Source organism: Streptomyces sp. NPDC039424, from assembly GCF_055639495.1.
Map to the genome: position 1 here is coordinate 141931 of NZ_JBVKAI010000004.1, position 26957 is coordinate 168887.

General features: G+C 70.1%; 27 protein-coding genes, 1 tRNA gene and 1 pseudogene. 14 read left to right on the forward strand and 15 right to left on the reverse strand.

Features of this window, described 5'->3' with window-relative positions; translation table 11 throughout:
- Positions 1–38 precede the first annotated feature (38 nt).
- The 3 genes from rph (at position 39) to rdgB (ending at position 1907) form a co-directional block, all read left to right on the forward strand.
- On the forward strand, positions 39–776 hold the full coding sequence (gene rph / locus ACZ7L0_RS11960) for a ribonuclease PH (protein ID WP_471242315.1): 738 nt from the start codon (positions 39–41) through the stop codon (positions 774–776).
- 111 nt (positions 777–887) lie between these two features.
- Positions 888–1283: a hypothetical protein gene (locus tag ACZ7L0_RS11965; RefSeq protein WP_471242316.1), complete on the forward strand. Its 396-nt coding sequence runs from the start codon at positions 888–890 to the stop codon at positions 1281–1283.
- A gap of 21 nt (positions 1284–1304) precedes the next feature.
- Positions 1305–1907 (forward strand): RdgB/HAM1 family non-canonical purine NTP pyrophosphatase, encoded by a 603-nt coding sequence (rdgB, locus tag ACZ7L0_RS11970; RefSeq protein WP_471242317.1) that lies wholly within the window; start codon positions 1305–1307, stop codon positions 1905–1907.
- 9 nt (positions 1908–1916) lie between these two features.
- On the opposite strand, the gene ACZ7L0_RS11975 is transcribed toward rdgB, so the two are convergent.
- Together ACZ7L0_RS11975 and bcp are read right to left on the reverse strand one after the other, a co-directional pair.
- Positions 1917–2003 (reverse strand) — tRNA-Leu (locus ACZ7L0_RS11975).
- A gap of 39 nt (positions 2004–2042) precedes the next feature.
- Complete coding sequence (gene bcp, locus ACZ7L0_RS11980; RefSeq protein ID WP_471242318.1) at positions 2043–2510, reverse strand: thioredoxin-dependent thiol peroxidase; 468 nt, start codon at positions 2508–2510, stop codon at positions 2043–2045.
- Between the two features lie 98 nt (positions 2511–2608).
- Here bcp and ACZ7L0_RS11985 point away from each other — a divergent pair, with 98 nt between their 5' ends.
- Positions 2609–2938 carry a DUF3618 domain-containing protein gene (locus ACZ7L0_RS11985; RefSeq protein ID WP_471242319.1) on the forward strand — a complete coding sequence of 110 codons (330 nt, stop codon included), beginning with the start codon at positions 2609–2611 and terminating at the stop codon, positions 2936–2938.
- A 44-nt stretch (positions 2939–2982) separates the two neighbouring features.
- On the forward strand, positions 2983–3339 hold the full coding sequence (locus ACZ7L0_RS11990; RefSeq protein WP_471242320.1) for a GroES family chaperonin: 357 nt from the start codon (positions 2983–2985) through the stop codon (positions 3337–3339).
- Between the two features lie 72 nt (positions 3340–3411).
- Here ACZ7L0_RS11990 and ACZ7L0_RS11995 read toward each other — a convergent pair whose 3' ends face one another.
- Positions 3412–5796, reverse strand: a complete 2385-nt coding sequence (locus ACZ7L0_RS11995) for a transglycosylase domain-containing protein (protein WP_471242738.1) — start codon at positions 5794–5796, stop codon at positions 3412–3414.
- 1101 nt (positions 5797–6897) lie between these two features.
- Here ACZ7L0_RS11995 and ACZ7L0_RS12000 point away from each other — a divergent pair.
- Genes ACZ7L0_RS12000 through ACZ7L0_RS12015 form a run of 4 tightly spaced genes read left to right on the forward strand, consistent with a single transcriptional unit; the run spans position 6898 to position 10269 of the window.
- Positions 6898–7698, forward strand: a complete 801-nt coding sequence (locus ACZ7L0_RS12000; RefSeq protein ID WP_471242321.1) for an ABC transporter permease — start codon at positions 6898–6900, stop codon at positions 7696–7698.
- 49 nt (positions 7699–7747) lie between these two features.
- The gene (locus ACZ7L0_RS12005; protein WP_471242739.1) at positions 7748–8512 is read left to right on the forward strand and encodes an ABC transporter permease; all 765 of its coding nucleotides are present in this window, start codon (positions 7748–7750) and stop codon (positions 8510–8512) included.
- A 6-nt stretch (positions 8513–8518) separates the two neighbouring features.
- A complete protein-coding gene (locus ACZ7L0_RS12010) occupies positions 8519–9553 on the forward strand; it encodes an ABC transporter ATP-binding protein (RefSeq protein ID WP_471242322.1) in 1035 nt (344 codons plus the stop codon).
- Between the two features lie 32 nt (positions 9554–9585).
- Positions 9586–10269, forward strand: coding sequence for a DUF1707 SHOCT-like domain-containing protein (locus tag ACZ7L0_RS12015; RefSeq protein WP_471242323.1), 684 nt, complete (start codon positions 9586–9588; stop codon positions 10267–10269).
- Positions 10270–10305: 36 nt separating this feature from the next.
- Here the strand turns inward: ACZ7L0_RS12015 and ACZ7L0_RS12020 are convergent, their stop codons facing one another.
- Positions 10306–11670: an SGNH/GDSL hydrolase family protein gene (locus ACZ7L0_RS12020; protein WP_471242324.1), complete on the reverse strand. Its 1365-nt coding sequence runs from the start codon at positions 11668–11670 to the stop codon at positions 10306–10308.
- A 133-nt stretch (positions 11671–11803) separates the two neighbouring features.
- Here ACZ7L0_RS12020 and ACZ7L0_RS12025 point away from each other — a divergent pair, with 133 nt between their 5' ends.
- Both ACZ7L0_RS12025 and ACZ7L0_RS12030 read left to right on the forward strand, forming a co-directional pair.
- Positions 11804–13156 carry a DUF445 domain-containing protein gene (locus tag ACZ7L0_RS12025; RefSeq protein WP_471242325.1) on the forward strand — a complete coding sequence of 451 codons (1353 nt, stop codon included), beginning with the start codon at positions 11804–11806 and terminating at the stop codon, positions 13154–13156.
- Between the two features lie 63 nt (positions 13157–13219).
- Entirely contained in the window at positions 13220–14737 is a 1518-nt protein-coding gene (locus tag ACZ7L0_RS12030; RefSeq protein ID WP_471242326.1) for an MFS transporter, read from the forward strand.
- A 147-nt stretch (positions 14738–14884) separates the two neighbouring features.
- On the opposite strand, the gene ACZ7L0_RS12035 is transcribed toward ACZ7L0_RS12030, so the two are convergent.
- Both ACZ7L0_RS12035 and ACZ7L0_RS12040 read right to left on the reverse strand, forming a co-directional pair.
- Positions 14885–16339: an alginate lyase family protein gene (locus tag ACZ7L0_RS12035; protein ID WP_471242327.1), complete on the reverse strand. Its 1455-nt coding sequence runs from the start codon at positions 16337–16339 to the stop codon at positions 14885–14887.
- A 39-nt stretch (positions 16340–16378) separates the two neighbouring features.
- Positions 16379–16864: a DUF2269 family protein gene (locus tag ACZ7L0_RS12040; RefSeq protein ID WP_471242328.1), complete on the reverse strand. Its 486-nt coding sequence runs from the start codon at positions 16862–16864 to the stop codon at positions 16379–16381.
- A 166-nt stretch (positions 16865–17030) separates the two neighbouring features.
- Between ACZ7L0_RS12040 and ACZ7L0_RS12045 the strand changes: the two genes are divergently transcribed.
- Positions 17031–17984, forward strand: a complete 954-nt coding sequence (locus ACZ7L0_RS12045; RefSeq protein WP_471242329.1) for a GlxA family transcriptional regulator — start codon at positions 17031–17033, stop codon at positions 17982–17984.
- 18 nt (positions 17985–18002) lie between these two features.
- Here ACZ7L0_RS12045 and ACZ7L0_RS12050 read toward each other — a convergent pair whose 3' ends face one another.
- Entirely contained in the window at positions 18003–18305 is a 303-nt protein-coding gene (locus ACZ7L0_RS12050; protein ID WP_471242330.1) for a hypothetical protein, read from the reverse strand.
- Positions 18306–18454: 149 nt separating this feature from the next.
- Between ACZ7L0_RS12050 and ACZ7L0_RS12055 the strand changes: the two genes are divergently transcribed.
- Entirely contained in the window at positions 18455–18880 is a 426-nt protein-coding gene (locus ACZ7L0_RS12055; protein WP_471242331.1) for an Hsp20/alpha crystallin family protein, read from the forward strand.
- A gap of 132 nt (positions 18881–19012) precedes the next feature.
- The gene (locus ACZ7L0_RS12060) at positions 19013–19519 is read left to right on the forward strand and encodes a DUF2267 domain-containing protein (RefSeq protein WP_471242740.1); all 507 of its coding nucleotides are present in this window, start codon (positions 19013–19015) and stop codon (positions 19517–19519) included.
- 539 nt (positions 19520–20058) lie between these two features.
- On the opposite strand, the gene ACZ7L0_RS12065 is transcribed toward ACZ7L0_RS12060, so the two are convergent.
- From ACZ7L0_RS12065 to ACZ7L0_RS12100, 8 genes and pseudogenes are all read right to left on the reverse strand, one after another.
- Positions 20059–20601, reverse strand: a complete 543-nt coding sequence (locus ACZ7L0_RS12065; protein WP_471242332.1) for an MOSC domain-containing protein — start codon at positions 20599–20601, stop codon at positions 20059–20061.
- A 51-nt stretch (positions 20602–20652) separates the two neighbouring features.
- The gene (locus ACZ7L0_RS12070) at positions 20653–21396 is read right to left on the reverse strand and encodes a class I SAM-dependent methyltransferase (RefSeq protein ID WP_471242333.1); all 744 of its coding nucleotides are present in this window, start codon (positions 21394–21396) and stop codon (positions 20653–20655) included.
- A 36-nt stretch (positions 21397–21432) separates the two neighbouring features.
- Positions 21433–21759: a DUF397 domain-containing protein gene (locus ACZ7L0_RS12075; protein WP_471242741.1), complete on the reverse strand. Its 327-nt coding sequence runs from the start codon at positions 21757–21759 to the stop codon at positions 21433–21435.
- A gap of 12 nt (positions 21760–21771) precedes the next feature.
- Positions 21772–22015 (reverse strand): annotated as a pseudogene (locus ACZ7L0_RS12080) (Scr1 family TA system antitoxin-like transcriptional regulator); the annotation flags it as partial.
- Complete coding sequence (locus tag ACZ7L0_RS12085) at positions 21997–22146, reverse strand: hypothetical protein (protein ID WP_471242742.1); 150 nt, start codon at positions 22144–22146, stop codon at positions 21997–21999. The pseudogene ACZ7L0_RS12080 and the gene ACZ7L0_RS12085, both read right to left, overlap by 19 nt.
- A 182-nt stretch (positions 22147–22328) precedes the next feature.
- The gene (locus ACZ7L0_RS12090; protein WP_471242334.1) at positions 22329–24071 is read right to left on the reverse strand and encodes a GmrSD restriction endonuclease domain-containing protein; all 1743 of its coding nucleotides are present in this window, start codon (positions 24069–24071) and stop codon (positions 22329–22331) included.
- A gap of 82 nt (positions 24072–24153) precedes the next feature.
- Positions 24154–25164: a hypothetical protein gene (locus tag ACZ7L0_RS12095; protein WP_471242335.1), complete on the reverse strand. Its 1011-nt coding sequence runs from the start codon at positions 25162–25164 to the stop codon at positions 24154–24156.
- Positions 25165–25293: 129 nt separating this feature from the next.
- Positions 25294–26769, reverse strand: coding sequence for a glycoside hydrolase (locus tag ACZ7L0_RS12100; protein WP_471242336.1), 1476 nt, complete (start codon positions 26767–26769; stop codon positions 25294–25296).
- Between the last annotated feature and the right edge of the window lie 188 nt (positions 26770–26957).

Below are 26957 nucleotides of genomic sequence, written 5' to 3' on the forward strand. Positions count from 1 at the left end.
GAGGAGCCCCCTGTCCAGGGGCGGCTAGGCTCATCGCCATGTCTCGAATCGACGGCCGCACGCCCGAACAGCTCCGCCCGGTCACCATCGAACGCGGCTGGAGCAAGCACGCCGAGGGCTCCGTCCTCGTCTCCTTCGGCGACACCAAGGTCTTCTGCACGGCCTCCGTCACCGAAGGCGTCCCCCGCTGGCGCAAGGGCAGCGGCGAGGGCTGGGTCACCGCGGAGTACGCCATGCTGCCCCGCTCCACCAACACCCGCGGCGACCGCGAGTCCGTCAGGGGCCGGATCGGCGGCCGGACCCACGAGATCAGCCGCCTCATCGGCCGCTCCCTGCGCGCGGTCATCGACTACAAGGCGCTCGGCGAGAACACCATCGTCCTGGACTGCGACGTACTGCAGGCCGACGGCGGCACCCGCACGGCGGCGATCACCGGCGCGTACGTGGCGCTGGCCGACGCCGTGGCCTGGGCGCAGCGCAGGAAGCTCGTCAAGGCGGGCCGGCAGCCGCTGACCGGCACCGTGTCGGCGGTCTCGGTGGGCATCGTGGGCGGAGTCCCCCTCCTCGACCTCTGCTACGAGGAGGACGTCAAGGCCGAGACCGACATGAACGTCGTCTGCACCGGCGACGGCCGCTTCGTCGAGGTCCAGGGCACCGCCGAGGCCGAGCCCTTCGCCCGCGAGGAGCTCAACGCCCTGCTCGACCTGGCCGTCACCGGCTGCACCGATCTGGCGGAGCTGCAGCGCAGGGCGCTGGAGACGGTCCCGGCCGAGTAAAGGGACCGCCAAGCGGGCAGGCCGGCGTACGCAACCCGGCCGCCCGCCCCGGCGTCCTACGAGTAGCAACGGGGCCCCGCACGGGGGCCTGACACGGGGAGGGAACCACCCATGACCACGAGCCGGCACCGACGTACCGCGATCGCCGTCGCCACGGCAGCCGCCGCACTCACCGTCGGCCTGGTCACCGGCTGCTCCGCCGTCGACAAGGCCCTGGACTGCGTACAGACCGCCGACTCCATCGCGGACAGCGTCACCGACCTCCAGCAGGCGGTGGAGAACGCGGCGAACGACCCGGCCCAGACCGACGCCTCCCTCGACTCCATCGAGAAGAACCTGAAGAACATAGGCGACAGAACGGATAACGCGGACGTCAACCAGGCGGTCGACCACCTCGACAAGGCGGTCCACAACGTCCGTACGGCCATCAAGAACGGCGACGAGACCCCGGACATCAGCCCGGTCACGGACGCGGCGGGCGAACTGACGAAGGTCTGCACCCCCTGACGTCCCCTGATACTGGTGGGCATGACCCGCTTGATCCTCGCCACCCGCAACGCCGGGAAGATCACCGAACTGAGGGCGATCCTCGCCGACGCAGGCCTGAGCCATGAGCTGGTCGGGGCGGACGCCTACCCCGACATCCCCGACGTCAAGGAAACCGGCGTCACCTTCGCCGAGAACGCGCTGCTGAAGGCCCACGCCCTGGCCCGGGCCACGGGCCTGCCCGCCGTCGCCGACGACTCCGGCCTCTGCGTCGACGTCCTCGGCGGCGCGCCCGGCATCCTCTCGGCCCGCTGGTCCGGCCGCCACGGCGACGACCGGGCCAACCTCGACCTGCTCCTGGCCCAGCTCTCCGACATCGCCGACGACCACCGCGGCGCCCACTTCGCCTGCGCGGCGGCCCTCGCCCTGCCGGACGGGCGGGAGCGCGTGGTCGAGGGCCGACTGCGCGGCGTACTGCGCCACGCCCCCGCCGGCACAGGCGGCTTCGGCTACGACCCGATCCTGCAGCCGGAGGGCGAGTCCCGCACGTGCGCGGAACTCTCCCCCGAGGAGAAGAACGCCATCAGCCATCGCGGGAAGGCGTTCCGGGCGTTGGTACCGGTGGTGCGGGAGCTGCTCGGCTGAGACAGGAGCTGGTGCGGCCGGAGGGACTCGAACCCTCACGGGAGTTACCCCACTGGGACCTAAACCCAGCGTGACTGCCAATTCCACCACGGCCGCCTGGTGCTGCCCGGCCATGCTACTGGCCGGGCGGCGTTCTCAGATGCCCAGGTCCTTGATGATCTTGGCTACATGGCCCGTCGCGCGGACGTTGTACAGGGCGCGTTCGACCTTGCCGTCCTCGTCGACGATCACGGTGGAGCGGATGACGCCGAAGTAGGTCTTGCCGTAGTTCTTCTTCTCGCCGTAGGCGCCGTAGGCCTCGATGGCGGTCTTGTCGGGGTCGCCCAGGAGCTTGACCTTGAGGGACTCCTTCTCGCGGAACTTCGCGAGCTTCTCGGGGGCGTCGGGGGAGATGCCGATGACGTCGTAGCCGGCGCCGGCCAGGAGGTCCAGGTTGTCGGTGAAGTCGCAGGCCTGCTTGGTGCAGCCTGGAGTGAGGGCCGCGGGGTAGAAGTAGACGATGACCTTGCGGCCCTTGTGGTCGGCCAGGGACACCTCGTTGCCGTCGGCGTCGGGAAGGGTGAAGGCGGGGGCCACGTCCCCGGGCTGGAGTCGCTCGCTCATCGATCTAGCGTAACCGGGGGTCCTGACGGTGCGGTCGGGCCGGGAGCTGACAGACTGTCCAGCACAAAGCGCATTCAGCAGATTTCGGAGGCCGTACGGTGGCGGAGACGTCGGACACCAGAACCCCGGCGCAGATCGAGGCGGACATCAAGCGCCGTCGCGAGGTGCTGGCCGAGACGCTGGACGAGATCGGGGTGCGGGTGCATCCGAAGACCATCGTCGGAGACGCCAAGGCGAAGGTGGTCTCCAACATCGACCACACCCTCGGCCGGGCCTACGTCCAGGTCAACCGGGCCGTGAGCGAGGTCAGGGCGCAGTTCGTGGACGACCACGGCGCGCCCCGGCTGGAGCGGGTCGTACCCGTCGCGCTCGTGGCCGTCGGGGTCGTGGGGCTGCTCGCCCTCGGCACCCGGCGCCGGAAGAGCTGACCCGTCGGCGTCCGTTCGAGGCAGAGGCAGGTAGGTTCGAAGGCGTGAGCGCCAACAGAAACGAGCAGAGCACCCAGCACGACAAGCTCCCCATCCGGATGCTGCACGACCGCGTGCTCGTCCGGCAGGACACCAGCGAGGGCGAGCGGCGTTCGGGCGGCGGCATCCTGATCCCCGCCACGGCGGCGGTCGGGCGCCGGCTGGCCTGGGCCGAGGTCGTCGCGGTCGGTCAGAACGTACGGACCGTGGAGCCGGGCGACCGCGTCCTGTACGACCCGGAGGACCGTGCCGAGGTCGAGGTGCGGGGCGTCGCGTACGTGCTCATGCGCGAGCGCGACCTGCACGCGGTGGCCGCCGACCGGTTCGAGGGGTCGGAGGACTCCACGGGCCTGTACCTGTAGGGCGGCGAAGTACGAGAAGGACGAGAAGGGGGCTGGTGACCGGGGTCACCAGCCCCTTCCGCGTGCCTCGGGTCACCAGCGTCTGGTGACCCCCTGCGGCCCCGCCGTCGTGCCGGCCGTGTTGCCGCCGTCGGTCGGCCCCCCGGTCCCGCCGTCCGTGGCGCCTCCGTCGGCGGTCCCTCCGTCCGCGGTCCCTCCGTCGGCGGTCCCCCCGTCCGCGGTGCCTCCGTCGGCCGTGCCGCCGTCCGCGGTGCCGCCGTTCGTCGTACCCGTGGTGCCGCCGTCGGTGGTGGTGCCGTCCGTCGGGTCGCCGGTCGTGCCGCCGTCGTCCTGGCCCGCCGTCTGGCCCTCGGTCTGCCCCTGGTCACCCTGGCCGCCGGTGGCCGTGGTGCCGCCGTCGGTCTGGCCGCCGGTGCCCGGCTCGGCCGGGGCCCTCGTACTGGGGGCCTGGACCTCGGCGCCCGACTCCAGCTGGAGGTCGAACGCGCGGGCCGGCTTCCCCTTCAGCGCCGCCTTGGTGTACTGCGCCCAGATCTCGGTGGGCGCCCCGCCGCCGTTGATGCGCTGGAGGCCCAGCGCGTTGTACAGCGGCTTGTGGGCGGCCGTCACCGGGTCCTGGCCCATGACGGACACGACCGTGGCGAGGTCGGGCGTGTAGCCCGCGAACCAGGCCGCCGTGTCCTCCTCCGCGGTACCGGTCTTGCCCGCGGCGGGGCGGCCGGCGGCCTGGGCGGCGGTCGCGGTGCCCGTCTGGACCACGCTCTGCAGGATCGAGGTCGTGGTGTCGGCGGCCTCGCGGCTGACGGCCTGCTTGGTCCGCTGCTCGGGCAGCTTGACCTCCGTGCCCTCCTTGGTGATCTTCTCGACCATCGTGTACGTGCCGTGCTTGCCGTGGTTGGCGAGCGTGGCGTAGGCCTCCGCCATGTCCAGGACGCTGGCGGTGGCCGTGCCGAGGGCGATGGACGGGTAGGGCTGGAGGTCCTTGGTCTTGGCCGGGATGCCGAGGTCGATCGCGGTCTGCTTGACCTTGGCCGGGCCGACGTCGACGGCCATCTGCGCGTACACCGAGTTCACCGACAGGTCGGTCGCGTTGCGCACCGTGATCTCGCCGTACGACCTGGAGTCCTCGTTCTCCGGGGCGTAGGCGCCGCCGCTCCAGCCCTGCACGGCCCGCTGGTTGGTGCCGTCGTAGTACGTGTTCGGCGTGATGGTCTGGCCGCCCTGCGTGGTCGAACCGTTCTGCACCGCCGAGGTGAACACGAACGGCTTGAAGGTGGAGCCGACCTGGAAGTCACCGCGCGTCGCGCCGTTGGTGAACTGCTTGACGTAGTCGATGCCGCCGTACATCGCGACGACCTTGCCGGTCTTGGGGTCGACCGAGGCGCCGCCCGCGCGGACGTAGTTGTCGACCTTGTTGTTCTTCTTGTCCAGCTTGGAGATCAGCTTGTCGTCGACGGCCTTCACGAAGGCGTTCTGCTTGCTCTTCTGCAGGGTGGTCGTGATGCGGTAGCCGCCGGATTCGAGCTGGTCCTTGGTGAGGATCTTGTTGTCGATGAGGTAGTCCTCGACGGCGTTCTTGATGTAGCCGCGCTGCCCGGACAGGCCGGTGGAGATCGTCTGCTCCTTCGGCATGGGGAACTTCATGCCGGTCCGCTCGGACTCGCTGAGCCAGCCCTTCTTGACCATGCCGTCCAGGACGTAGTTCCAGCGGGCGACGGCCGCCGACTTGTTCTCGGGGTGGGCGACGACGTCGTACTCGCTGGGCGCGTTGACCAGCGCGGCGAGGTAGGCGGCGCGGGCCGGGTCGAGGTCGGTGGCGTCCTTGCCGTAGTAGGCCTGGGCGGCGGCCTGGATGCCGTACGCGTTGCGGCCGAAGTAGCTGGTGTTGAGGTAGCCCTCGAGGATCTGGTTCTTCGTCTTGTTGCGGTCCAGCTTGATCGAGATGAAGAACTCCTTGGCCTTGCGCGTGACGGTCTGCTCCTGCGCCAGGTAGTAGTTCTTCACGTACTGCTGGGTGATCGTCGAGCCGGACTGCTTGCCCTTGCCGGTCGCGGTGTTCCAGCCGGCCCGGAGCATCGCCTTGAGGTCGACCGCCGACTCGGTGTAGAAGTCGCGGTCCTCGGCGGCCAGGACGGCGTGCTGGGCGTCCTTGGAGATCTGGGCGAGGGAGACGTTCTCCCGGTTGATGTCGCCGTCGCGGGCCAGTTGGGAGCCGTCGGCGTAGAGGTAGACGTTGCTCTGCTTCATGGCGAGCGCGTTGGCCGGCGGGATCTTCACCATCGAGTAGCCCAGGAAGAACAGGCCGACGATCAGCACTATGCCGAGCACCAAGGTGCCCAGCACCATGCGCCAGCTCGGGATGATCCGCCGCCAGCCGGTCCGCTTGGGCCGCTTGCCCTTCTTCCCCCCGGTCCCGGCCGAGGCGGCCGGAACCTCGGGAGACGCCGCCTGAGCCACCGCCGACTCCTCGGAGGCCTGGGCCGGTGCCGCGGCGCCCGCCCTGGGCGCCTGGACACGGCGGAGCACCTGAGTGCTCTCGCCCGCCTCGCCCGCCGCGCCGGTCCCGGCCGCCTTCGCCGCTGCCGCGCCTGCCCCGGCCGCCGCGCTCGCGTTGGCCGCCGCCGCCGCGCCTGCCTTGGCCGCCGCGGCGCCCGCCCCCGCTGCCGCACCGGTCCCGGCCGCCGCACCTGCCTTGGCCGCGGGACCGGTCGGGGCCGTCCGGCCCGTCCGGTCGGCCTGGCCGTCCTTGCCCGCCCTGGCCGCCGGGACGCGCCGGAGCACCTGGGTGCTCTCGGTCTCCCGGGCCGCCGGAACCGACTTGGCGGCCGGAGCGGCCTCGGCTGCCGCGCCTTCCCCGGCCGACGCGCCTGTCTTGTCCGCCGCACCGGTCGGGGCCGTCCGGCCCGTCTGATCGGCCTGGCCACCCTTGGCGCCGCCCTTGGCCGCCTTGGCCGCCTGGACACGCTGGAGGACGTGGGTGTTGTCGTCGGCCTGGGCCGCCGGGCCTCCCTCGGCCGCCTTGCCGGCCGGGGCGTCCTCGCCCGCCTTGGCCGCCGGGACGCGCCGGAGCACCTGGGTGCTCTCGGCCGGCCGGTCCGCCGCCCCTTCCACAGCGGTCTTGGCCGCCGGGTCTGCCTTGGCGGCCGGGCTTTCCTCAGCCACCGCACCGGACTCGTCGGCGGCACCGGACTCGGCCGCGGCACCGCCCGTCTCGTCGGTCCCCGCGTGCTCGTCCACCCCGGCCGCCTTCTCTGCCCGCTCTTCCCTGCCCACGTGCTCCTCGGGCCCTTCAGCCGCCGGCGGTTCCGTCGGCGCCCCGCCCTGGTGTCGCTGCTGCGGCTGCGGCTCGTCGCTCATGTCGTGCACGGACTCCTGTGTAACGTCGTACGTCGCCGTACGCCCTAGTACGCCTACTGCCCCCCAGTTGAAGACTCTCGCACCAAGCGTTCCGTTCCCGGATCCCGGCACGCGTCCGGCACGGAAAATGCCTGGATCGCCACGCCGGCCGGGCAGTAAGCTCCTGCGCTTCGGTGTCGAGGGCCCGGGAGGTAGATCGACGTGGGCACTGGACGGTTGTACGCGGCCGTCGCGGTAGGGGGGTTCAGACGGTACGCGACGTATCGCGCGGCGACGGCGGCAGGGGTCTTCACCAACACCGTCTTCGGGCTGATCCTCGTCTACACCTACCTGGCCCTGTGGGACGAGAGACCCCATCTGGGCGGCTACGACCAGACCCAGGCCGTCACCTACGTATGGGTGGGGCAGGCGCTGTTCGCGACGCTGGCCCTGCAGGGCGGCGGTTTCGAGACCGAGCTCATGGAACGCATCCGTACGGGTGACGTGGCGATCGACCTGTACCGCCCGGCCGACCTCCAACTGTGGTGGCTCGCCAGTGACCTGGGCCGGTCGCTGTTCCAGCTGATGGGGCGCGGGGTGATCCCCTTCGTCTTCGGGATGCTGCTGTTCCCGATGGCGGTGCCGGCCGATCCCCTGGTGTGGGCGCAGTTCCTGGTCGCGATCCTGCTCGCGATGATCGTCAGCTTCGCGATCCGGTTCCTGGTGGCGCTCAGCGGATTCTGGCTGCTGGACGGCACGGGCGTGCTCCAGATGATGATGATCGCCGGGATGTTCTGCACGGGGATGGTGCTGCCGCTGAACGCCTTTCCGGGGGCGCTCGGCGAGGTCGTACGGATGCTGCCGTGGTCGGCGATGCTCCAGCTGCCCGCGGACGTCCTGATGGGGCAGGCGGGTCCGTGGGGGACGTACGCCTTCCAGGGCGGGTGGGCGGTGGTGCTGCTGGCGGCGGGGCGGCTGCTCCAGACGGTGGCGACGCGGCGGGTGGTGGTGCAGGGTGGGTGAGACCGGCGGGGTGCTGGAGGGGCTGCGGGCCTACCGGCTGATCGCCGGGATGTGGATCCGCTCGACCATGGCCTACCGCCTGTCCTTCGTGATCACCGTGCTCGGCGGGCTGGCGGTGACCGGCCTCGACTTCGTCGCGATCCTGCTGATGTTCTCGCGGGTCGACGTGCTCGGCGGCTACTCGCTGCCCGAGGTCGCGTTCCTCTACGGACTGTCCGCGACGGCCTTCGGTTTCGCGGACCTGGGCCTCGGCTCGGCGGACCGGCTGGGCAAGCGGGTGCGCGACGGCACGCTGGACACGCTGCTGGTGCGGCCCGCGCCGGTGCTCGCGCAGGTCGCCGCGGACCGGTTCGCGCTGCGCCGTGTCGCGCGGATCACCCAGGGGCTGCTGGTGCTGGGCTACGCGCTCGCCGCGATGGACGTCCACTGGACCCCGCTCAAGGTGCTGCTGCTGCCGGTGATGCTGCTCAGCGGCGCGGTGATCTTCAGTGCGGTGTTCGTGGTGGGCGCCGCCTTCCAGTTCGTGGCGCAGGACGCGTCCGAGGCGCAGGCCGCGTTCACCTACGGCGGTACGACGCTGTTGCAGTACCCGCCGACGGTGTTCGGCAAGGAGCTGGTGCGCGGGGTGACGTTCGTGCTGCCGCTGGCCTTCGTCAACTGGGTGCCGGCGGCCTATGTGCTGGGGCGGCCGTACCCGCTGGGGCTGCCGGAGTGGACGGCGTTCGCGCCGCCACTGGTGGCGGTGGCGTGCTGCGTGCCGGCGGGACTGGCGTGGCGGGCGGGACTGCGCTCGTACCGGAGTACAGGGAGTTGACACGCAATGGACCTCGCAACGGGCCTCGCAGTGGACCGTGACTTCATCGAACTCGACCGCGTCGAGAAGGTCTTCGACGTCCGCAAGAAGACCGGCTTGCTGAAACGGGAGCGGCGCCGGGTACGGGCGGTCGACTCGATCTCCTTCCGTGTGGCGCGCGGTGAGATGGTCGGCTACATCGGCCCGAACGGCGCAGGAAAGTCGACGACGATCAAGATGCTGACGGGGATCCTGACCCCGAGCGGCGGCCGGCTGCGCGTCGCCGGTATCGACCCCTCCCGTGAGCGCACCCGCCTGGCGCACCGGATCGGGGTGGTGTTCGGGCAGCGTACGACGCTGTGGTGGGACCTGCCGCTGGTCGACTCGTACCGCCTGATGCACCGCATGTACCGCATCCCGGACCGGCGTTACAAGGAAAACCTGGAGCGCTGCGTGGAACTCCTCGAACTGTCCGACCTGTTGGACGTGCCGGTCCGTCAGCTCTCCCTCGGCCAGCGGATGCGCGGCGACATCGCGGCGGCGCTGCTGCACGATCCCGAGGTGCTGTACCTCGACGAGCCGACCATCGGTCTGGACGTCATCTCCAAGGCCAAGGTGCGCGGCTTCCTGCGCGAGCTGAACGCCGAGCGCGGCACGACGGTCCTGCTGACCACGCACGACCTCCAGGACATCGAGCAGTTGTGCTCGCGGGTGATGGTCATCGACCACGGGCGGCTGATGTACGACGGTCCGCTCGCGGGGCTGCACGAGGTCGGGGAGAGCGAGCGGACCCTGGTGGTGGACCTGGAGCGGGAGCTGCCGCCGGTCGAGGTGCCGTCGGCACGGGTGGTGAAGGTGGAGGGGCCCAGGCAGTGGCTGGCGTTCCCCGCCTCGCAGTCGGCGGCACCGCTGGTGGCGCGGATCGCGGCGGAGTACCCGCTGGTGGACCTGTCGGTGCGGGAGCCGGACATCGAGGCGGTGATCGCGACGATGTACGCCGAGCAGGCGGAGCGGGCCGGGCGGGCGGAGCGGGGCGGCGACCGGGAGGAGCCGGTGTCATAGCCCTGGCGCCGGGGGACTCGTAGGCTGCTTTCATGACCGAGGATGCCCCGGAGCTGCGCGCTTCCGACGCCGATCGTGAACGAGTCGCCGAGGTCCTGCGGGACGCCCTGGCCGAAGGGCGGCTCGACATGGAGGAGTTCGAGGAGCGGCTGGAGGCGACCTACAAGGCGCGTACCTACGGGGAGCTCGCGCCGGTCACCCGTGACCTGCCGGTGCCCGGGACGGGGAGCGCGCCCGCCGTGTCCATGCGCAAGGAGCCTGCCGCGAGCCCGGGTTGGTCGGGGCGGATCGTCGGCGGGGAGGGCTCGTCCTCGGGGGCCGTCGCCGTCATGTCCGGCTTCCAGCGCAAGGGGCGCTGGACGGTGCCGAGGCGGTTCACTTCCTTCGCCTTCTGGGGCGGCGGGGAGATAGACCTGCGCGAGGCGGACTTCGCGGACCACGAGGTGGAGATCAACTGCGTCGCGATCATGGGCGGGGTGCAGGTCGTCGTGCCGCCCGGGGTGGAGGTCGTCGTACGCGGCTTCGGGATCATGGGCGGGTTCGACCACCGCGAGGACGGCGTGCCGCCGGAGCCGGGTGCTCCGCGGGTGATCGTGTCCGGGTTCGCCCTGATGGGCGGCGTCGGCGTGGAGCGCAAGCGCACCAGGGCGGAGCGGGCGCGGCTGAAGGAGGAGCGGCGCCGGGAGAAGCTGGAACGGGGGCGCGGGGAGTACTAGGACCTGTCCTAGACCCCCCGCGCCGGGCCGGGGCGGTTACAGCTCCGCCTGGCCCGCCCCCTTCAGCGCCCGCAGGTCGAACCACTCCGCCATCGTCCGGTAGCCCTTGTCGCTGGGGTGGAGATGGTCGCCCGAGTCGTAGTCGGAGCGCAGGTGGCGGGGGTTGTACGGGTCCCGGAGGGCCTTGTCGAAGTCGACCACCGCGTCATAGACCCGGCCCGCCCGGATCTCGGCGTTGACCTGCTGCCGTACCGCCTCGCGGGCCGCCGTGTAGCCGCGGTGGCCCTGGAACGGCATGAGGGTGGCGCCGATGACCTTCAGGCCGCGGGCGTGGGCCTGGCGGACCAGGGTACGCAGCCCTTCGGTGATCTTCGCGGGGTCGGCGAGCCGAGGGTTGCGGAGTATGTCGTTGACGCCCAGGTCGATGACGACGACCTTGACGTTCGTCCGGGAGAGCACGTCACGGCCGAAGCGGCCGAGTCCGCTCTGGTTGTCGGCGGGCCGGCCGAAACCGCTGGCGAGGACCTGGTTGCCGCTGATGCCCTGGTTGACGACGCTGTAGCGGGGCAGGTCGGCGCCGCTCGCCACGGCCGTGCGCAGCCGCTCGGACAGGACGTCCGTCCAGCGGTGGTTGGCGCCCTCGGTGGAGGTGATGCCGTCGGTGAGGGAGTCGCCGAGCGCGACGACGGTGCCGTCGGACTCGTTGCTCAGCACGTCGAGCGCCGTCAGATAGCGCCAGTACGGGGTCTGTTCGGCGTAGGAGTCGGCCGTGGCGTCCTCCGTGTGGTCGCCGTCCGCGAGGTACGACACCTGGCGTGCGCGCGGGTGGTAGGTGACCGGGCCGGACGGGGTGGGGGAGTACGTGGTGACCAGGACGTCCGTGTCGCGCGGGATGGTGACGCGGACCGCGTCGCTCACCGCCTGGCCGCCGGCCGGGACCACGACGGTGGTGGTGCCGCCGAAGGTGAGCCGCCGCATCGTTTCCGCAGCCGCCGCCGCGGTGTTGTCACCGACGGCGACCGCGATCGTGGCGTGGGTGATGGTCAGCGCCGACTGGCCGTAGAGATTGGACAGCGTGATGCGGGCACTCGTACCTCCGGCGCTCGCGTGCACGACGTTGCGCACCGAGCGACCCGCCATGCCGTCGGTCTCGGTGCCCGGCTCGGCTCCCGCCGGGGAGGCGGACCAGGTGCCGACCCAGGTGCCGGTGGAGGCGGGGGCGGCGGAGGTGTCCTGGTGGCGGCGGCTGCCGGTGAGGGTGCCGCTGGGGGTGCCGTCGTCGGCCGCGACCCCGACGTAGATGGCGGCGGAAAGGGCCACGACCAGTGCGACGAGCGCGCTGAGCACGGCACGGTGCTTGGTGGGGGAAATCCCCGCACCCCCGTCATGACGCTTGGTCATGCTTGTGTTGTTCTCCTTGGGCGATGGGAGCCCAAGGCTCCGATCTGATGAGCCCATGATGCGTCATAGGCCCGCCCACACAGACGCCGGGAACTCCCGTTCTGTTCCGTTAGTCGGTCAGGAAGGGACAATTGTGTGCGGGATCACCGAACGGGTGGAGCAGATGGAACGTACGGAAACGGCAACACCGGCCACACAGAGTGGCACGACGTCCTACCGCACCATGACCGCGTTCACCCCCGCGGACGAGGAGCGGCAGCGCGGGGTACGGCGCATGAAACTCACGGCGACCGGGATGCTGCTGTTCGTCGCACTGGTGTACGTACTCGCCAAGTGGGCCTCGAACGAGGGTGCGGGCGCCTGGGCCGACTATGTCGCCGCGGCGGCCGAGGCGGGCATGGTCGGCGCGATGGCCGACTGGTTCGCGGTCACCGCCCTCTTCCGCCACCCCCTCGGCCTGCCCATCCCGCACACCGCGATCATCCCCACCAAGAAGGACGCCCTGGGCGTCTCCCTGGGCGAGTTCGTCGGCGAGAACTTCCTCTCCCAGGACGTCGTACGCCAGCGGCTGCGCGCCGTCGGCATCGGCAGCCGGCTGGGCGCCTGGCTCGCCGAACCGGAACACGCGGACCGGGTGACGGCGGAGCTGGCCACGGCCCTGCGCGGGGCGCTGACCGTGCTGCGCGACTCGGACGTGCAGGCGGTGGTCGGCGAGGCGATCACCCGCCGCGCCGACGCCCAGGAGATCGCGCCGGGCATCGGCAAGATGCTGGAGAAGGTCGTCGCGGACGGCGGCCACAAACGGGTCGTCGACCTGGTGGTCACGCGGGCGCACGACTGGCTGGTGCTGCACGCCGACTCCGTGATGGACGCCGTCCAGGGCGGCGCCCCCGGCTGGACCCCGCGCTTCGTCGACAAGAAGGTCGGCGAACGCGTCTACAAGGAGCTGCTGCGCTTCTGCACGGAGATGCGGGACATGCCCTCCCACCCCGCGCGCGGCGCCCTGGACCGCTTCCTCACCGACTTCGCCTCCGACCTGCAGTCCGACACGGACACCCGCGCGCGCGTGGAGCGCCTGAAGGGCGAAGTGCTGGGCCGAGGCGAGGTCCAGGACCTGATCGCGTCCGCCTGGACCAACGTACGATCCATGATCGTCTCCGCGGCCGAGGACGAGCGCAGCGAACTGCGCCTGCGGGTCCGCGCCTCCCTGCTCTCCCTGGGCTCCCGGATGGCCACCGAGCCCAAGGTCCAGGACAAGGTCGACAGCTGGGTCGAAGGCGCGGCGGTGCACGTCGTGACCACCTACCGCAAGGAGATCACCTCCCTGATCACCGACACGGTCGCGAGCTGGGACGCCGAGCACACCACCCGCAAGATCGAGGCAAACATCGGCCGTGACCTGCAGTTCATCCGCATCAACGGCACGGTGGTGGGTTCGCTGGTGGGCCTGTTGATCTATGCCGTCTCGCGGGGGCTGGGGGCGTAGAGACCAAGGTCGCGGGAACCCGGTCTCCCGACCTCGAGAGAGGAGGTCAGGAGGAGGGAGTCCATGACCACAGCCGAGGCCTCGACCGGCCGGACCATCACCACCAGCATCCCCGCCCGGCTCGACCGCCTGCCCTGGTCCCGCTGGCATTGGACGATCGTCATCGGCCTGGGAACCGTGTGGATCCTCGACGGCCTGGAGGTCACGGTCGTCGGCAACATCGCGAGCCGTCTCTCCGAGCCCGGCAGCGGCCTGTCGATCTCCTCCGGGCAGGTCACCGGCATCGCGGCGGCGCTGTACGTGGCCGGTGCCTGCGTCGGCGCCCTCTTCTGGGGCCGCCTGACCGACCGGTTCGGCCGCAAGAAGCTCTTCATGATCACCCTCGCGGTGTATCTCGCGGCGACCGCCCTGACCGCCGTCTCCACCGAGGCCTGGTGGTTCTTCCTCTTCCGCTTCCTGACCGGCTTCGGCATCGGCGGAGAGTACGCGGCGATCAACTCCGCGATCGACGAGCTGATCCCGGCGAAGTACCGCGGCCGGGTCGACCTGGTCATCAACGGCAGCTTCTGGCTGGGCGCGGTCGGCGGCTCGCTGCTGTCGATCGTCGCGCTCAACACCGGTCTGCTGCCCGAGAACCTGGGCTGGCGCCTCACCTTCGCGCTGGGCGCCGTCCTCGCCCTGGTGATCCTGCTCGTCCGGCGCCATGTGCCCGAGAGCCCGCGCTGGCTGCTGATCCACGGGCGGGAACGCGAGGCCGAGGAGATCGTCTCCTCCATCGAGCGGCAGGTCGAGGCGGACAAGGGCGAGCGGCTCCCCGAGCCCGAGGGCGAGCTGGAGATCCACCAGCGCCGCAGCGTCACCTTCGTCGAGATCGCCCGTACGGTGTTCGCCACCTACCGCAAGAGGGCCGTGCTCGGCTTCTCCCTCTTCATCGGCCAGGCGTTCCTCTACAACGCGATCACCTTCGGCTTCGGCGCGATCCTCACCAAGTTCTTCGACATCCCCGCCGACCACACCGGCTACTACTTCGCCGTCATCGCGGTCGGCAACTTCCTGGGCCCGCTGCTGCTCGGCAAGCTCTTCGACACGGTCGGCCGCCGGGTGATGATCTCCTCGACCTACCTGCTCTCCGGCCTGCTGCTGTTCGCCACGGCCTGGCTGTTCGGCCGGGGCTCGCTGAGCGCCACCACCCTGACGGCCTGCTGGTGCGCGGTGCTGTTCTTCGCCTCCGCGGGCGCGTCCAGCGCCTACCTGACCGTCTCCGAGGTCTTCCCGATGGAGACCCGGGCGATGTCCATCGCCTTCTTCTACGCCCTCGGCACCGCCGCCGGCGGCATCAGCGGCCCCCTGCTGTTCGCCGACCTCACCAGCACCGGCAAGGTCGGCGACACGGTCCTCGCCTTCCAGATCGGCGCCGCCCTGATGTGCGCGGCCGGCCTGGTGGCCGCCTTCCTCGCGGTCAACGCCGAACGCCGCTCCCTGGAGGACATCGCCCGTCCCCTGTCGGCCGCGGCGGGCAAGGCGAAGTCGATGAAGAAGGGCTCCGCCGGTTCGACCAGTTCGAAGACGGCGACGGCATAGCGGCGGCAGGCAGCGTTACGAGGTCCCGCGCCGCCCCCGGCCCCGTCGCCGCGGCCCGCCGCGGCGGCGGTGGCACCCAGGCGAAGGTGCTGGGGGCCGGTGCCGCCGGTTGTGGGGCGGGCGGCTGCGCAGCGGCGGGCGCGAGGGCTACGAGGTCTCGTGGCGCTCCCGGTTCCGTCGCCGTAGGAGGAGCAGTCCGCTCGCGACCGCCGTGACGCCCGCGGCGGCGGACCAGCCGACGAGGCCGCCCGAGCCGGTGGCGGCGAGGTCGTGGCCGGTGTCGGTGGCGGGCGAGGGAGAGCCGGCCGTCTGCGGGTGAGCGCCGGAGGCGGAGCCGGCGGTGGCCGCCGGGGTCGGTGTGGCCGTCGGGTCCGCCGCCTTGTCCCGGGTGTACGCGAGGGTGCCGAAGCCGAGCTGGTCGTACCCGCCGCTGTTGGGGCCGTAGTCCCCGCCGCCGCCCTCGGGCGCGGCCTTGGCGGCGATCCGGGTGAGGTAGGTGGCGGACAGGCCCCGCCGCTTGGTGTAGTGGTTGGCGATCATCGCCCAGATCGGCCGGGCCATGGCCGGGTCGACGCCCGCCACGTCACTGGCGGTCTCCGTGCCGGACCACCCGTTGACGGCCCCCTTCTTGCGGGTGTTGGCGGTGTACGGCACATCGCCGCCCAGGTTCCACTTGGCCACGTACTGGGCGCCCTTGAGGAAGCGGCTGTCGTCGTGGCCGTACAGATCGATGCCCTGGTTCCAGGCCATCTCGCAGACGGTGCCCATCAGGCCGACGCCGAGCAGCGCGTGCCCCTGGTCGCGGCCGGCCTCCAGCCACTCGGCGAGCCCGTCGTCGTGCACGACGGGGATCGCGTTCCTCACCGCACCGAGCCCGGCCCCGTTCTTGAAGTACTCCACGACCTGGTCGACCTTGGCCCGGTCGTCGCAGAAGATGCCGGTGGCCAGCACACAGGCCATGGCGGTCAGGTCCCAGTTGGGCCAGTAGTTGGTGACCACCGCGTCGTTGTGCTTGACCAGGAAGGACTCGCTGAGCGGGGAGAACACCTCCCGCAGCAGCTTCTTGGCGCCCGCGAGGTCGAAGTCGGGGTGGTCGCGGACCAGTTCGGCCGCGTTGGCGAACTGGTAGCCGTACAGCCCGGCCGCGAGGAACCGGTCGGCGCTGCCCGTGATCGAGGTGAGCTTCGCCGACCAGGCGTTGAGGATCGCCACGGCGGTGTCGGCGTAGGCGCTGTCGCCGCTGACGTGGTGGCGCAGGGCGTTCTGGTAGGCCGCGTGTACGTCGTTGTAGAGGATGGCGTAGTTCTGCGGGCCGCCCGCTCCCCGGGACACGGTCGCCTGCGGGTCGGCCCGCCAGCCGCTCTGCGCGTGCCGGTTGGCGGTCAGCTTGGCGAATCCCGCCGTGTAGGGCGCGGCACCCGCCTTCACCTTGGCCGCCATGCGGTCGAGGTCGGTACGGGTGTGCAGCAGGCCCGGGTGCGCGAAGGCACCGCCGGCCGCCGCGGCGCCGGTGCCCACGGCGGCGATCGCGGCTCCCGCGGCCCCGGCGGCTCCCGCGGCCTTCAGCAGGCCGCGACGGGTGAGGTGTCGAGTCACGTGCATGCCAGGGAGACGGGCCGGGACGCCCCCGATAACAGAAACTCACGCCCCGGTGGTCGACCCCGGCCGCACGATCATCAGGATCGTCACGGTGGCCCACAGCAGGTTGAACATCCCGGTGAACATGGCGAGCCGCACGGTCGCCTGACGGGTGGTCACCGCGGTGCCCGTACCGCCGCCGCTTCCCGCCTCCAGACCCTCGGCGATCGCGGCCTGCGCGGGCAGGACCAGCGCGGCCAGGACGAGCGCGGCCAGGGCGGTCAGCGCGATGGACACGACCAGCCACGCGTCCCCGAGCACGCCCATCTGGCCCGCCGTGGCGAACCCGAACACGGGAACGACGACGCCGAAGACGGCGTACACCCGGCAGATGCGGTGCAGCAGCCGTACCGTCCCCGCCGCCCCGGGATCGTCCGGCGCGGCCAGGGCCCGGCGCGCGCTGGGCGGGAACATGCTGGCCGCGACGGTGACGGGACCGACCGCGACGATCGCGGCGAGGACGTGGACGACGAGCAGAAACTTGGTCACGGCCCGACGCTAGGCGGGCGCCGGATCTCGGAGAAGTGGCGGTATTGCCAGGGGCCGACGGATTCCCGCCAGGCAACGGTGGCCGAGGCAGGCCGACTTCCTGCTCACTCCCCGCCCACTCCCCGACGCGGTTGGCGGCAATCCGTCGTACGCCTACCCTCTGGCCATGCACACCGTGGCCGTACTGGCGCTGGACCAGGTCATCCCGTTCGATCTCTCCGCCCCGATCGACACCTTCGGCTGGGCCCGGCTGCCGGACGGCCGCGAGGCCTACCGGGTGCGGGTCTGCTCGGTGGCGGACGAGGTGGCGGCGGGGCCCTTCGCGGTACGGGCACCGTACGGGCTGGAGGCGCTCGCGGAGGCCGACACGATCATCCTGCCCGGTGTCGCCGACCCCACCGCCCCGCTGCCGCCGGGCGTCGCCGAGGCGCTGTGCGCGGCGGCGGCCCGGGGAACGCGCATCGCCTCGGTCTGCGTCGGCGCCTTCGTCTTCGCGGCCACCGGCCTGCTGGACGGCCTGCGCGCGACGACCCACTGGATCGCGGCGCCGGACCTGGCACGCATGTACCCGAAGGTGACCGTCGACCCGAACGTCCTCTACGTCGACAACGGCCAGTTCCTGACCTCGGCGGGCGCGGCCGCCGCCATGGACATGTGCCTCCACATGATCCGCAAGGACCACGGCTCGGCGGTCGCCGCGCACACGGCCCGCATGTCCGTCATGCCGCTGGAACGGGAGGGCGGCCAGGCCCAGTTCATCGTCCACGCCCAGCCCCCCGCCCCGGCGGGCGCGACCCTGGAGCCCGTACTCCACTGGCTGGAGGACAACTGCGAACGGGACTTCACCCTGGACGAGATCGCCGCCCACGCGGGCATGAGCACCCGTACCCTCAACCGCCGCTTCCGCGAGCAGACCGGCACCACGCCCCTGCGGTGGCTGCACCGGGCGCGGGTGCGGCGCGCGCAGTACCTGCTGGAGACGACCCCGTACCCGGTGGAACGCATCGCGGCCCAGGCCGGTTTCGGCTCGCCGACGGCCTTCCGGGAACGGTTCCGGAAGGTGGTGGGGACCAGCCCGCAGGGATATCGGCGGGCGTTCCGGTCGTCTGAGGTGTCGTAGCCGGGGGAGACCGGCGGCTCAGCCGCGCCGGTCGGCGACCGCCCACGACGCCAGCGCCACGGCCCCCGCCACCCCGAACACGGCGGGCCAGGCGCCCACCTTCTTGGCCAGCGGATGCGACCCGGCGAAGGCGGCGACATACGCGGCCGTCAGCGCCCCCGCGGCCTTCCCGCCGGCCTGCTGCCGCCACTGCTGGGCGGCGGCGGCCCCGGCGACGGCCAGCACGGCCCCGCCGAGCTGCCGCTTCCCGGTCCAGCGCGCGACGCCGTACCCGCCGACGAGCCCCGTGGCGGCCACCACCGAGCTGGGAACCCTGGCCATACCTGCCTCCTTCGGTCTGCCCCCGAGGCTAACGCCCGAGCCGGTCGCCGCAACCAACCTGAGTCGGAGCTTGTCAACTTTCCTCCTTAGCGCTATATAAGAAGGCGTAGGGCATCGCACCCAGTTCCCACAGAGAGGAGTGACCCGTGATGCTCATGCGTACAGACCCGTTCCGCGACCTCGACCGACTCGCGCAGCAGGTCTTCGGCTCCACCGCCCGCCCGTCCGCGATGGCGATGGACGCCTACCGTTCCGGGGACGACTTCCTGGTCCACTTCGACCTCCCCGGCATCGACCCCGAGACGATCGAGCTGGACGTCGAACGCAACGTCCTCAACGTCCGCGCCGAGCGCAAGTCCCCCGCCCCCGAGGGCGCGGAGCTGCTGGTCGCCGAGCGCCCCACGGGCACCTTCACCCGTCAGCTCTTCCTCGGCGACACCCTCGACACGGACCGCATCGACGCCTCGTACGAGGCCGGTGTCCTGACCCTGCGCATCCCCGTCGCCGAACAGGCCAAGCCGCGCCGCATCCAGATCAGCGGCGGCGACACCGGCCGCAAGCAGATCAGCAGCTGACCGCACCAGGAGAGAAGCGTCCCGTGGGCCCCGCCGCTCCGGCCGCCCGCGGGACGAGGTCACCCAGGCCCGCCGCAGCCCAGGCGGCGGGCGGACCGGAAAGGGAACCCGCACACGATGACCGCGACGACGGTGCCGACCGTGACAGTGCCGCGAGTGACACTGCCGACGCCGACGACACTGAGCGGACCACGGACGCCGTACGACACCACGACCGGCCCCGCCCCCGACGCGGACGCCGACGCCTGGACCCGCCTCGTCGACGAGGTCCGGGAAGCCGGCCGCTACCCCACCCGCCACGAGGCGGAACACATCACCCGCACCGTCCTCTCCGCCCTGGGCGCCCATGTGATCGGCGACGAACGAGTGGACCTGGCCCGGGCCCTCCCCCGGGAGGCGGCCAAAGTGGTGGCCTCCCAAATCCCGGCCACCCGCCCCCGTACGGCCCCCGAGTTCGTCGAGTCCGTCGCGGCCCGCGTCGAGGGAGCGACCCCCGCGACCGCCCGCTGGCACGTCGGCTCGGTCCTGAGCGTCCTCCCGAAGCTGGTCGGCGACGACCTGATCACCCGCATCCTCGCCCAACTCCCACCCGGCTACGCCCTCCTCTTCGGCCGAGCCACCCTCTCCGGTACTCGGTGACCGCCTGCTGAGCCCGGCGGCGCACGGAGGCCCGCGAGGGGCTCAGCGCGGCTTCAGCGGGGGGTGATTGGAGGATCTGGGCCACACCCGACCCCACCCAACTGCGCTTTCACCGGCCGCCCGGGCCCATATCCTCCAATCACCACTTCCTTTGAGCCCGCCCGCCGCCGTCGATGAATTCATGTGGCGGCGGGCGGGTACAGCGGGCGACCCTGGCCCCGTGCGACCACAGACCACAGCCCCGGCCGGCCACCTCACCACCCCGGACGGCACCCGCATCGCCTACCGCGACCATGTCACCGGACATGACGAGAGCGGCGGCGGTGAGCGACGCGGCAACGCTGATCAACCACCTCCGCCTGCCCCCCGTCTTCAGGTCCAGGCCGGAGGCGCTGGCCTACCTGGGCCACGAGGCATGCGCGCCCGCCGCCCGTCGACCGACGTCCAGGTCATCGGCGACGCCTCGCACGACGTCCACCTGGACCAGCCGGAGAGGCTGTACGAGACGCTCGTGGATTTCCTGAACGCCCGAAAGAACCTCAGACTCGCTTCAGCGGCCGATGCGGCTCCGCCGGCAACGTCACCTTGATCGCGTCACCGGGCCGCACCACGCCACCCTCCCGCACGACGCCCATGACCCCCGCCTTGAGCAGGGGACGTCCGTCCTCACTCCGCCCCACGACCTGCTTCAGCAGCCCCCGCTGAAAGTGGTCGATCTGCCGACACGGATTCCGCAGCCCCGTCACCTCCACCACGGCCTGCGCACCGATCCCCAGCAGCGTTCCCACCGGCAGCCCGAGCAGATCGATCCCCCGAGTGGTGATGTTCTCCCCGAGCTCCCCGGGCGCCACCTGGAACCCGGCCCCGCCGACTTCCCCGAAGAGCTCCTCATGAATGAGGTGCACCTGCCGCAGATTCGGCTGCGTGGGATCCTGCGCGACCCGCGACCGATGCTTGACGGTCACACCGGCGTGCACATCCCCCTCCACCCCGAGCCCGGCGAGCAGGGTGATGCTCTCCCGGTTCGGCTTGGTGAACGAGTACTCGGCGTTGCTGCTGACCGCGGTGACCGTCCCACTCATGATCACAACCCCCGTCTCCCGCTGACCCCTGCCGCGAGCCTAACCCCAGGGTCAGAGCTCGGTCACCAGCAGCCGGTAACCGACGTCGACGGCGTCGAGGGTGAGCAGCCCGGCATGCCGACGGTGCCAGCGGCCGGTCGCCAGATCATCCGCGAGCCTGCTCAGTCCGGGCGCGATGACCTCTTCGCCGGTCTGGGCGCACAGGGAGATCCCCGCCCGCACCCGCGGGTCGAGGTAGGCCTCCGGCCGACGCCAGAAAGCGGCGCCGAACCCGTCCGTGCAGTCGTGCGGGACGGGAACCGTCTCCACCCGCGCCCCGCCGAGCAGCTCGGCCAGCACCCCGATCGGCACGGCACGACGATCGTCGAACGCCGCCGCCTCCGGCAGATACTCCCGCACCAGCCAGAACCGCTCCCGAAACACCTGCTGATCCCACGTCAGCACGACGACCCGCCGCCGAGCCACCCGCCGCAGCTCCCGGATCCCGGCCGCCAGGTCACTCCAGTGATGCACCGTCAGCAGCGCCATCACGGCATCCGCCCCACCGTCCCGAACCGGAAGCCGCTCCGCGACCCCCTGCACAGCCGGCGCCGCCCCCACCGGCCGCTGATCCACCATCACCCGACTGGGCTCCACCGCCAGCACCGTCCGCCCCGATTCGTACGAGCCCGCCCCCGCACCGACGTTGACCACATCCGCCATACCCGCGAGCGCGGCGTGAATCTGCGCGGCGATGCGTGGATCGGGGCGCCGGGTTCGGGCGTACGTGGGGCCGAGGGAGTCGTAGAGGGGCATGGGGGTCAGTATGTGGGGAAAGGCGCAGCCCGTGGTCTACTTCCGCGTCAGCGCCCAAGCGGCTGTGAAGGCCTGCCAAGCGGGTCCTTGGACCGCGATGACCGGTCCTTCCGGACGCTTGGAATCCCGTACGAGGGCGCTATCACTGATCCCCGCGCACTCGACGCACTCGGTCCGGTTGCCCTCGCTGTAGGAGGACTTGAACCATCGGTGCATCGAAGGTGTGGTCATCACGACTCCCTGTCGTATACGGCCGAGGACTTGAGGTCGAGCGCTTGTGCGCTGAGGTATTCGAACGCCAACACATAACGCTCCAACTTGAGCTGCTTCTCGATGAAGAGACACCCGAACCAGCAGGTCCATGTACACGACGTCCAACTCGGGAGTCGGGCCTCGGAGGATGGCGAATATGCCAACCGCAGCAGCGTGAGCGCCCGTTGAAAAGGGCGGCGCCTGGACCGCGACGTGCGGCAGTTGCGAGATGTTGAGGACGTGCTGCAACTGTCTCCGCATGACGTCGCCCCACTCTGTGTCGTGGCACCGCTTCATCGATCACGCACCAGATACGGTGGGTCGTCCCGCTGAGGAGTTCCTGTTGCTTCATACGGATGTCGACCATGTGCTGCACTCCCCGCTCCCCGCTCCCCGCTCCCCGCTCCCCGCTCCCCGCTCCCCGCTCCCCGCTCCCCGCTCCCCGCACTGCACTTCAGAGGCGCGATGAACGGCCTCCGTGTACGCACGGGTCTGCAGGACGCCGGGAACGTATGCGCACGCGTAGCTTCGTCATCCGGCGGGATTCTGCCGGCCCCTGATACACCGTCGTACAACGCATCGCTCCTCTGGCTCGGCGCTGAATCAGTGGCGTGCAGTCAGCAGGCAAGTCAGAGAGCTAGCCCCGGACTCGCCGGCCCAGGAAGGGGGGATCGAACACCTTATTCGCTAGTGACCGACTCTATTGCTTTGACCACCAGCTCCTTCCGAATAAGAAGGAAGGCGCCGTAGTTGTCGTTCCACAGAGGAGAGATCCGGTCTGCGGGCAACAGGTGCGACTGGAGGATACCGGCCACTTCCTCTTCCCCCAGCGCCTCCTCCATGGTGGCGATGTATTCCGAGGGTGCTCGCTTGCCGATACTCTGGTTAGTCCTCTTGTCGATCAGCGCCCGATTGAGGATCAACTCAGAGTTTCCGGGGTCGCTCCTGTCTTCGAGGTATTTTTTCGGGAATACATGATGCGCGTCGACACTCTCTTCCAAGATCTTTCCTGGTGTCAAGTTCGAACCAGAATGGAAGTCTCGCGCCCCGCTGCTCAGTGTCAGCGCCATGACACCCTTGTACAGGGCCTGCAGGTTGGTTCGTGCCGTGTCCAGGACCTCGCCGGCGAAGCTGAACCCCTCAACAGCTTCAGGAACTCGCTCTCCCTGATTGAGCCAGGAGGTGAGGTCGGTGAAGTCCTTTCCAGCCTGACTGTTGCCGCCTTGGTCGTAGTTCCTCGAAAAAACGGAACACCAGAAGAAGCGGCGGATCTTGCGCAGTGCTGCGCCGCTCTCCGCAGAACGCTTGGACTCGACTTCGTGCCACACTGCTGCCAGAGGAACGAGGATCATGGAATAGGGCAGCCATTTTGGGGCAAGCACTCCGCACTCATCGCGCAGGAAGGCCAAGGCGCGAGCGGCTCCCTGAGCAACCTGATCCCAATACTTTTCAAACTCTGTAGGGGTAAGTTCCAGGACGTCACTACGCTGAGCTGAAGCGGACCTGGCCCTCGGGGTACCCCTGAACTTCTCGGCCGTTGCTCGGAGTGAAACAGCTTGAAGTAGATAATATGCGTCAACTTCGTACGACGTCAATATTGGGTGCTTTTGCTGCACCCGTTCCCAGTCCCTTCGCAGGTCAACCCCCGCAGGCCAAAACCGAGCCGCCAACAGTTCGAAGACGCTGAGTTTCACGCCTGTCCGGTTCAGTGTTTCAAAGATTCGGCATACCGCATCCAGTGGTGTGGCTTCCGGCAGCTCAACCACGGGGAATCGGTAATTTCCGATTGGGCGCAGGTATTTTCGTACCAGCTCTCGTACCTCACCGCGAAGAGCTTTCCAGTCCCCGCCTTCTACTGCCTCCTCCATGACATCGAGCCACTCTTCAATCCGGTCGGACTCGATAAGGGATAGCGGGAATAGCGATTGTCTAATCTCTTCCGCCGTGTCAGCTGGAGGGCGTCTACGAAGGGATCTAGCGTTGAGCTCCCGATAAACGATCACGTCATCGAGACGACTGGCGTCAAGGAGGCCTGGTGCGTGAGAATCCAGTGAGCTTAGAAGATTAAGATCGACGAAAAACCGTTGAGGGCCCGTTCCGGTTAGAGCTTGGAATATCGACGTAAGCCGTTGCTGTCCGTCAAGGACCAGTGTGGCGGACTCCTTGAGGTGAACGTTGAATCCCTCGAAAGGGCGCCTCCTAATTTGCGGCGTCTTTTGCTCCCAGAAAAGTAGTGTGCCGGCTGGATAGCGAGCAATGATGGACACAAGGAGCTTCTGCGTGTCTGCCGGGTCCCAAACAAAGCTTCGCTGGAAGTCCGGTATCGCCAGTCGGCCTCGCTGCATATCGTCCATCAGTTCCCTGATGGACGGAGTGTCCGGAGTCGACATCTGCTTGGAAGAATGCTGCTCCTGCCAGACCATAGGCCCCCCTCAGGACATGGTTTAGTGAATGTCATCATTATCTTCGGTCATGGAAGACAGGGAATAGCCTCTGACCTATTCGTCACATTCCATGGCAAGCCCCATAAACCGCCCCCACCCCACACCAACACCCCGCCCCACTCTGCGGCGGCCAGGCCACAGCCCGCCCCCGCGCGGCCAGCGTCGTCGCGTACTGCGGAAGCAACGTCACGTCCTCCGGCGAAGAGCCCTCCGACGCCGCGAACGCCTCGTAAGAAGGCACCGTCCCCGTCACGATCCCCAGGTTCGGCGTGCCCGAGGAAGACAGCTCCCGCAGCGACGCCTCTATCGTCGCGAGGTGGTCCTCGTGGGAGGGGTACTCGGCGGCGAGCCCCGGATACGCGGCGACCAGTTCCGTCAGCTCGCCCGCGGGCCAGTGCAGGACGGCCACCGGGAACGGGCGGGACAGTGCCTCCCGGTAGGCGCCGAGCTCGGCGTGCAGGCGGGAGATCTCGGCTTCCAGTTCGGCGGGGTTGGAGGAGCCGAGGGACCACACGCGCTTGGGGTCGTGGAGTTCGTCGAGGGAGACGGCGGAGTGGTGGAGGGTGTCGGCGACGGCGTCCCAGTCGTCGTGGGGGAGGCCCAGCATGCGGCGGACGCGGTGGCGGCCGTAGAGCAGGGGGTGGGCGGAGTACGGGGGTTCCGCGACATCCGTCAGGAGGAGGGTCGCTGCGTCCGTGAAGGTGTCGTGCGCCGCTTCGAGCTCGTCGTGGGACTCCAGGGACTCGGCGACGATCACCCAGGGGGCCGGGTCGCGCGGGGCGGAGGTGCGGACGCCGTCGATGATGGCGCGGGCCTCGGCCTCGTGACCGTACTCCCAGAGGTTCGAGGCCTTCAGGGCTCGTACCAGGTGGGGGTTCTCCAGGCCGTCCGACGAGGACAGCAGACGGTCGTAGAGCGCGGTCGCGGCGGGGCGGTCGCCGGAGAGTTCCAGGTGGGCCGCGGCCTGGAGGAGCAGGGCCTCGGTGTCCTCGGGGTACAGGCCGGCGGTCCGCTCCAGGCGTGCCGCCTCGGCGGTGTGGTCGACGTTCTCGGCAGGCGTGTCGGGGCGCATGGGGGACACCGTACTGCCGACCAGTGACAAAGGAGAGGCAAGCTCCTTGAAGGGCCACGGTCACTGGCCGCCGCCGGTGCCCCCGTCGGGCCGGTCAGCCGCGGGGCAGCCGTGCCGCCGCCCGCCGCCTCACACCGTCACCCCGTCCACCTGCAAGGTCTGTACCGACTTCGCCGCGAACGGCACGCTCACCGTCTTGCCGGAGAGGTAGGTGTCCGAGCGTGCCGTGTAGAGGTCGCCGCCGCCGGTGGTGACCGTGTTCCAGCGGGGGACCAGGCCGCCGGAGCCGCCCGACACCGTGGTGAAGCGGGAGAGGTCGAAGGTCAGGGTCTGGGCGGAGGAGGAGGTGTTGGCCGCCACGATCACCAGGCGCTTGGCGCTCTTGTCCAGCGCCGCCGCCGCGTAGCTCACGCCGGTGTCGAGGATGGTCATCCCGGGGCGGATGTGCCGGCTGAACTGGGCCATGACGTAGTACTTCGTCTGTACGGCACCGGGCTGGAGCGTGCCGGCGTCGTAGGCGATCATCGCCCAGCCGGAGCTCGGGTCCATGACCTGCCAGTAGACCCAGGCGGTGGGGTGCAGCCAGCGGAAGTCGTAGAGGAGGTTGCTCGCGAGGGTGATGCCGGTGCCGTCGCTGTCGCCGGTCTCGGAGTTCCACAGGGCCTTGCCGGCCGTGGTCACCACGTCCGTGTAGAGCAGGTCCCGGCGTCCGCCGGAGCCCTGGTAGCCGTGGACGTTGACGCGGTTGACGTAGCCCTTGGCGGTCGAGCTGAAGGAGTTCCACGTCGTGCGCGCCAGGTCGTAACTCGTCTCGTCCGAGGCCGAGATCTTCGTACTCGTCAGGCCGCGCTTGTCCAACTCGCTTCTCACGTACGGCAGTACGGCCGCCTGGACGCTCGCGTCGATGTGGCAGCCCTCCTGGGTGCCGGTCGCCGTCCACCAGCTGGAGCTGGGCTCGTTGAAGGCCTCGACGGTCGCGAAGTTCACGCCCCAGTTGTTCTTGGCGTAGAGGGCGACGGCCGCCAGGTGGGAGGCGTGCTGGCGGTAGTTCCAGGACTGGAGGTTGTTGCCGCCGTCGGAGGCGCCGGAGGGGTTGTGGTTGAGGCACATCCACCACATCGGGGAGTTGGCGAAGAGCTCGGTGGTCGCGCCGCGGGTCGTCGCCTTGACCAGCATCGCCCGCTGGGTCGCGTCGGCCGTCCACTTCCAGGCCGAGGAGGTGGGGTCCTCGTTGTTCCAGTCCTGCCAGTAGCCCTCGATCTGCTTGAAGGCGGGGATGTTGGGGGAGGCCACCATGCTCTGCCCGCCCACGCTGTTCGAGCTGCACGCGCCGAGGTTGTAGCGGGCGATGTTCAGGCCCAGGCCGGGGAGCGTCCTGCCGCCGTACGACACCGACTTGGTGGTGAAGAAGATGTCGGCGAAGTCGTCACGGGCGCCGAAGACGTTCGCCCACCAGGCCAGGGAGGTGCCCCAGCCCTCCCAAGCGCCGTATGTCGTCGACGGGTTGACGGCGATCGTCGCGTCGGCGCGGGCGGTGCCCGTGGCGAGAGCGCTGCCCAGCAGGCCGCCTCCCGCGGCGGCCAGCAGTGTTCTGCGTCGGATCATGGCTCGTACTGCCTCTCCGTGCGGCTCGAACGCCGGTCGTCCCGAACGGCGTTCACTCGTCCCCCCGCATGCCAACAGGAAGCATCAGGTGTGGTGTGCGAGGTTGTCGAGAGTTGCGACAGCCCTTTTTAAAACCAGTGGAGGAAGCGGGCTCTGGTGACTTGGCGGCGCTGCCCTTATCGTGCGGG

Coding starts and splice junctions, on each gene's coding strand:
- ACZ7L0_RS12070 (WP_471242333.1), bottom strand. CDS start 21,396: ATGCCCCTCTACGACTCCCTCGGCCCCACGTACGCCCGAACCCGGCGC.
- ACZ7L0_RS12050 (WP_471242330.1), bottom strand. CDS start 18,305: ATGGCCAGGGTTCCCAGCTCGGTGGTGGCCGCCACGGGGCTCGTCGGC.
- ACZ7L0_RS12005 (WP_471242739.1), top strand. CDS start 7,748: ATGTGGATCCGCTCGACCATGGCCTACCGCCTGTCCTTCGTGATCACC.
- ACZ7L0_RS12035 (WP_471242327.1), bottom strand. CDS start 16,339: ATGCACGTGACTCGACACCTCACCCGTCGCGGCCTGCTGAAGGCCGCG.
- rph (WP_471242315.1), top strand. CDS start 39: ATGTCTCGAATCGACGGCCGCACGCCCGAACAGCTCCGCCCGGTCACC.
- ACZ7L0_RS12095 (WP_471242335.1), bottom strand. CDS start 25,164: ATGCGCCCCGACACGCCTGCCGAGAACGTCGACCACACCGCCGAGGCG.
- ACZ7L0_RS12030 (WP_471242326.1), top strand. CDS start 13,220: ATGACCACAGCCGAGGCCTCGACCGGCCGGACCATCACCACCAGCATC.
- ACZ7L0_RS12020 (WP_471242324.1), bottom strand. CDS start 11,670: ATGACCAAGCGTCATGACGGGGGTGCGGGGATTTCCCCCACCAAGCAC.
- ACZ7L0_RS12065 (WP_471242332.1), bottom strand. CDS start 20,601: ATGAGTGGGACGGTCACCGCGGTCAGCAGCAACGCCGAGTACTCGTTC.
- ACZ7L0_RS12090 (WP_471242334.1), bottom strand. CDS start 24,071: ATGGTCTGGCAGGAGCAGCATTCTTCCAAGCAGATGTCGACTCCGGAC.
- ACZ7L0_RS12010 (WP_471242322.1), top strand. CDS start 8,519: ATGGACCTCGCAACGGGCCTCGCAGTGGACCGTGACTTCATCGAACTC.
- ACZ7L0_RS12055 (WP_471242331.1), top strand. CDS start 18,455: ATGCTCATGCGTACAGACCCGTTCCGCGACCTCGACCGACTCGCGCAG.
- rdgB (WP_471242317.1), top strand. CDS start 1,305: ATGACCCGCTTGATCCTCGCCACCCGCAACGCCGGGAAGATCACCGAA.
- ACZ7L0_RS12015 (WP_471242323.1), top strand. CDS start 9,586: ATGACCGAGGATGCCCCGGAGCTGCGCGCTTCCGACGCCGATCGTGAA.
- ACZ7L0_RS12075 (WP_471242741.1), bottom strand. CDS start 21,759: ATGGACCTGCTGGTTCGGGTGTCTCTTCATCGAGAAGCAGCTCAAGTT.
- bcp (WP_471242318.1), bottom strand. CDS start 2,510: ATGAGCGAGCGACTCCAGCCCGGGGACGTGGCCCCCGCCTTCACCCTT.
- ACZ7L0_RS11965 (WP_471242316.1), top strand. CDS start 888: ATGACCACGAGCCGGCACCGACGTACCGCGATCGCCGTCGCCACGGCA.
- ACZ7L0_RS12100 (WP_471242336.1), bottom strand. CDS start 26,769: ATGATCCGACGCAGAACACTGCTGGCCGCCGCGGGAGGCGGCCTGCTG.
- ACZ7L0_RS12045 (WP_471242329.1), top strand. CDS start 17,031: ATGCACACCGTGGCCGTACTGGCGCTGGACCAGGTCATCCCGTTCGAT.